General features: G+C 68.0%; 6 protein-coding genes and 1 tRNA gene. 4 read left to right on the top strand and 3 right to left on the bottom strand.

Annotation, left to right across the window (positions count from 1 at the left end; translation table 11 throughout):
• Window positions 1–378 (top strand): adenine deaminase C-terminal domain-containing protein (locus C5F48_RS22020; protein WP_308812775.1); only part of this gene is annotated, 378 nt, incomplete at its 5' end.
• An 89-nt stretch (window positions 379–467) separates the two neighbouring features.
• Here the strand turns inward: C5F48_RS22020 and C5F48_RS22015 are convergent.
• Window positions 468–722, bottom strand: a complete 255-nt coding sequence (locus C5F48_RS22015; RefSeq protein ID WP_107665887.1) for a membrane lipoprotein lipid attachment site-containing protein — start codon at window positions 720–722, stop codon at window positions 468–470.
• Window positions 723–947: 225 nt separating this feature from the next.
• On the opposite strand from C5F48_RS22015, the gene C5F48_RS22010 reads away from it, so the two are divergent.
• Both C5F48_RS22010 and C5F48_RS22005 read left to right on the top strand, forming a co-directional pair.
• Window positions 948–2093, top strand: coding sequence for a DNA cytosine methyltransferase (locus C5F48_RS22010; RefSeq protein ID WP_107665886.1), 1146 nt, complete (start codon window positions 948–950; stop codon window positions 2091–2093).
• Between the two features lie 19 nt (window positions 2094–2112).
• On the top strand, window positions 2113–2829 hold the full coding sequence (locus C5F48_RS22005; RefSeq protein ID WP_107665885.1) for a GIY-YIG nuclease family protein: 717 nt from the start codon (window positions 2113–2115) through the stop codon (window positions 2827–2829).
• Window positions 2830–2903: 74 nt separating this feature from the next.
• Here C5F48_RS22005 and C5F48_RS22000 read toward each other — a convergent pair.
• Window positions 2904–2979 (bottom strand) — tRNA-Ala (locus C5F48_RS22000).
• A 92-nt stretch (window positions 2980–3071) separates the two neighbouring features.
• Window positions 3072–3407 (bottom strand): TIGR02300 family protein, encoded by a 336-nt coding sequence (locus C5F48_RS21995; RefSeq protein WP_107665884.1) that lies wholly within the window; start codon window positions 3405–3407, stop codon window positions 3072–3074.
• Between the two features lie 320 nt (window positions 3408–3727).
• Between C5F48_RS21995 and C5F48_RS21990 the strand changes: the two genes are divergently transcribed.
• Window positions 3728–4414, top strand: coding sequence for a M48 family metallopeptidase (locus tag C5F48_RS21990; protein ID WP_107665883.1), 687 nt, complete (start codon window positions 3728–3730; stop codon window positions 4412–4414).
• Window positions 4415–4484: the final 70 nt, after the last annotated feature.

The following is a 4484-nucleotide window of genomic DNA, read 5'->3' as shown; positions in this document are numbered from 1 at the left end:
GGCTTCGGGATCCAAAAGGGGGCGATCGCCTCGACCGTGTGCCACGACCATCACAACATCGCCGTGGTGGGCGCGGATTACGCCGACATGGCGCTGGCCGCGAACCGGCTGGGCGAGATCGAGGGCGGATTCGTGGTGGTGGAGGGAGGCAGGGTGCTGGCCGAACTGGCGCTGCCGGTGGCGGGGCTGATGAGCCTCGAGCCTTTCGAGGTGGTGCGCGACGCTTTGGTGGATCTGCGGGCGGCGGCGCGGTCGCTGGGCGTCACGCTGGAGGAGCCCTTCCTGCAGCTGGCCTTTCTCGCGCTGCCGGTGATCCCGCATCTGAAGATCACGGATCACGGCATGGTCGATGTGGACCGGTTCGAAGTCATTCCCTGACGTTCCGCCAATCTGCCCGAAGGTGCTGGCGGAGCGTCAGGGAATGCTCCGGCGGGGAGCGGCGCCGGAGTGGGATCAGTAAGCCCGGATCAGCAGGGGCCGTAGAAGGTCTGGCCGCGGGCGTTGCGGTAGGTGCACTGGCCGTTGCTGTTCTGGCCGATCAGGCTGCCGGCGATGGCGCCGGTGGCCGCGCCGACAGCGGCGCCGGTCAGACGGTCGTCGTCACCCGAGACAGCGGCGCCGAGCGCCGCGCCGGTCAGGGCGCCGGCGGCCTGGTTCTGGTTCGGGGTTTCGCAGCCGGCCAGAACGGCCATGATCGGCAGAGCGAGGAAAATCTTCTTCATGATATGTCTCCAGACAGATGAGCTGTGTTGGCAACACGCGAAGCCGGTCGCCGGTTCCGTGCGACCATTGGAGGAGACGGCAGGCCGGCGGCAATCCGCGCTGGCGTTCCTTATTCGTTCTTGAACCGTCCGGGTTTTTGCGGCACCTTCCGCCTTGCGGAGCTTCTAGCCTTGGACAAGCGCCGGCGACTTCAAGTAGGTAGAAGAGAGCGACGGAGAGGGACCATGCCGCACAGTTACTACGACTTCTTCGCCGGCGGCGGGATGGCGGGCTTCGGCCTCGGCTCCGACTGGCAGTGCCTCTTCGCCAATGACATCGACGCCAAGAAGGCGGCCAGCTACCGGGTGAACCACGGCGGCGGCAAGGAGCTGCTGCTGAAGGACGTGGCGCAGGTGACGGCCGACGAGATCCCGGGGACCGCCGATCTGGTCTGGGCCTCGTTTCCCTGCCAGGACCTGTCGCTGGCCGGCAAGGGCGCCGGTCTGGCAGGCAAGCGCAGCGGCATGTTCAAGCCGTTCTGGCAGCTGGTCTGCGACCTGACGGATGAGGGCCGCGGCCCGAAGATGGTGGCGGTCGAGAACGTCTATGGCGCGATCACCAGCAATGGCGGGCGGGATTTCCACACGCTGGCCGCCTCTTTCGCCGATCTGGGCTACCGCTTCGGCGCCGTGGTGGTCGACGCCGTGCATTTCCTGCCGCAGTCGCGGCCGCGCTTCTTCATCATCGGCATCCGCGGCGACCTGCGCCTGCCCGAGAGCTGCCTGCAGGCCGCGCCCTCGCCGGTCTGGCACCCGCCGGCGCTGGTCGAGGGCCACAACCTGCTGTCGGCCGAGGCCAAGGAACGCTGGGTCTGGTGGAACCTGCCCGTCCCCGCCTCGCGCGAGAGCACACTGGCCGAGCTGATCGAGGAGGACCCCAAGGGGGTGACCTGGCACAGCAAGGCCGAGACGGCCTATCTGCTGTCGCTGATGACCGACCTGAACCGCAAGAAGGTCGAGGCGGCGAAGCAGCTCGGCACGCGCAAGGTCGGCACGGTCTACCGCCGCACCCGTCCCGATGCCGATGGGGTGAAGCGCCAGCGGGCAGAGGTCCGCTTCGACGACATCGCCGGCTGCCTGCGCACGCCGTCGGGCGGGTCGAGCCGCCAGACCATCATGGTGGTGGAGGGCAGATCGGTGCGCTCGCGGCTGCTGTCGCCGCGCGAGGCGATGGCGCTGATGGGCCTGCCCGAGAGCTTCATCCTGCCGGAGCGCTACAACGATGCCTACAAGCTGGCGGGGGACGGCGTCGCCGTGCCGGTGGTCCGGCATCTGGCGCAGGGGATCTTCGAGCCGGTGCTGAAGCGCAACCGGCTGGCGCTGGTGGCCTGAGCTCGGCTAGACCCGGGCCATGATGCAGCGCAATCCGGATGACACCAACTACCCGCCGTTCGAGACGGAGGATCTCCGCTCGAACCTCGCCGCCTTCCTGGCGACGCCTTTCGACGATCCCGTGCTGGGGCGGCCCCGCGCCGTGGGCTCCTTCACCTGGGGCGTCTATGCCTTCTTCGACTATGATGGCGAGCCGATCTATGTCGGCCAGACCAAGGAGAAGATCAGCACCCGGATCCGCCGGCACCTGACCAACCAGCGCACCGACGCCGTCGCCATGTCGGTGCTCGACCCGTTCGAGGTGTTCGAGGTGGAGGTTTGGCCGCTGCCGCAATTCGAGCGGACCGCGAAGAAGGATGCCGGGGCCAAGGCGCATCTCGATGCGCTGGAGCATCTGGTCTACCAGCAGGCGGTGGCCGGCAGCGTGTTCAAGGCGATCCTGAACGAGAAGAACCCGCCGGCGCCGGTCATGGCGGTGGAGGCGCCGTCCTCGCTGCGCTTCCGGCTGGTCTCCGACGGCGTGCACAGAATCAGGTCGCATCCGGATTTCCGTATCGCCCGCCGGGCGCTGATCCTGTCGCGGCTGGCCCAGGTGATCTCGGAGCGCAAGGTGCAGGGCGGCCTGCGCCGGGTGCTGCTGACCCAGGCCAAGCGGCTGCAATGGCTGGCGGACCGGCGCTATACCGCGCTGGGCGGCGAGGCCTCGGTCGAGCGGGAGGAGAGCGAGGAGGAGTGAGGTCCGCTCCCGACGCGGCGGCCGGAAAGACGAAAGCCGCCCCGGAGGGCGGCTTTTCGGTCTTGGGAAGATTTTGGTGGAGCCAGGCGGGATCGAACCGCCGACCTCTTGAATGCCATTCAAGCGCTCTCCCAACTGAGCTATGACCCCACCGGAGTGCGAAGCGTTTCGGCTTCGCTTGGGCTATCTAGTGAACCGCGAGAGAGGGCGCAAGAGGAAAAAGCGCCCTCTCCGTCATCTTCTCAGACGTCTTCCTCGTCGCTGGCCACATCGGCCAGATCGTCGAGCGACACGTTGTCGTCGGCGTCGTCTTCCAGCAGGTCGTCATCGACATCGCTGTCTTCGGTCGAGCTGGTTTCCAGCAGGTCGTCATCGGTTTCCAGATCGTCCACCAGAACGTCGTCGTCCTTCTCGGGAGCGACGCGGGCGATGACCGCGGCGACGGCCTTGCGGCGGGCGCTTTCGATATCGACGACCTCGCCCGTGTAGGGGCTGACGATCGGACTGCGGTTCAGGTCATAGAAGCGTTTGCCTGTCGTCGGGCAAATGCGCTTCGTGCCCCATTCTTCTTTGGGCATGGTGATCCCCTTGCAAGGCTGGCTGGTGCAGAATTGCAGTCGCTTGCCACAAGGGCGGGCGGGTGTCAAAGCCTTTCGCGGCAGGCTTGCGCGCTCGTGATGGCGTGGCGGAGCAGGGCGAATTTTCTGCGAAAATTCGGGGGGCGCGTTTCTGCGAAAACGCGGGAGGGGATCTTTCGCAGAAAGATCGTGGTGCGGAGTCTTCGCAGAAGACTCCGGCTTTCGGCTTCGGCTCGGGGTGGGCATTCTCATTTTTGGTGTTTCGGGCTTTCGCCGCGCGGGGTTGCGGCTATTCTGCGCCTCCCGTTCCCGGAGACTTCATGCCCGTCCTGCCCGGCCCGCCCCCCGTCGAGATCACCCTGCGCCGTTCGGCGCGGGCCCGGCGGTTTTCGCTGCGCGTCTCGCGGCTCGACGGGCGGGTCACCCTGTCTTTGCCCATGGGCGCGCGCGAGGCCGAGGCGATGGCCTTTGTCCGCGACCAGGAAGGCTGGCTGAGGCAGGCGCTGGCCGGGGTGCCGCAGACGGCGGTGGTGGGGCTCGGTACGCTTCTGCCGGTGGAGGGCAGGCGGCTGACGATCCGCGAGGGCAAGGGGCGCTCGCCGCGGATCGAGGACGATTCGCTCCTGGTGCCGGGCGATCCGGCGCGGGTGGCGGTGCGGGTGGCGACCTTCCTGCAGGCGCGGGCCCGCGACCGGCTGGCCGAGGCCTGCGACCGGCATGCGGGGGCGCTGGGGCGGCCCTATGCGCGGCTGACGCTGCGCGACACGCGCTCGCGCTGGGGCTCCTGCACCGCGGACGGGTCGCTGATGTTCTCCTGGCGGCTGATCCTCGCCCCGCCGGAGGTGCTGGACTACGTCGCGGCGCATGAGGTGGCGCATCTGGCCGAGATGAACCACTCGCCTGCCTTCTGGGCCGTGGTGCAGCGGCTGCTGCCGGGCTATGCCGCGCCGCGCCGCTGGCTGAAGACCCATGGGCAGGTGCTGCACGGCTTCCGCTTCGGGGCCTGACCGATTCTGCCATTGACCGCGCGGCAAGGCTGGTGCTTGGCTCATCCCCATGCTGATCCACACCCGCCCC

The organism is Cereibacter changlensis JA139 (assembly GCF_003034985.1).
GTDB classification, from domain to species: Bacteria; Pseudomonadota; Alphaproteobacteria; order Rhodobacterales; family Rhodobacteraceae; genus Cereibacter; species Cereibacter changlensis.
This window is presented reverse-complemented; position numbering and strand designations above follow the sequence as displayed.

What these genes read in the sequence shown, in the direction of transcription:
- C5F48_RS22015 (WP_107665887.1), bottom strand. Translation starts at nt 722, where the DNA reads ATGAAGAAGATTTTCCTCGCTCTGCCGATCATGGCCGTTCTGGCCGGC.
- C5F48_RS22010 (WP_107665886.1), top strand. Translation starts at nt 948, where the DNA reads ATGCCGCACAGTTACTACGACTTCTTCGCCGGCGGCGGGATGGCGGGC.
- C5F48_RS22005 (WP_107665885.1), top strand. Translation starts at nt 2,113, where the DNA reads ATGATGCAGCGCAATCCGGATGACACCAACTACCCGCCGTTCGAGACG.
- C5F48_RS21995 (WP_107665884.1), bottom strand. Translation starts at nt 3,407, where the DNA reads ATGCCCAAAGAAGAATGGGGCACGAAGCGCATTTGCCCGACGACAGGC.
- C5F48_RS21990 (WP_107665883.1), top strand. Translation starts at nt 3,728, where the DNA reads ATGCCCGTCCTGCCCGGCCCGCCCCCCGTCGAGATCACCCTGCGCCGT.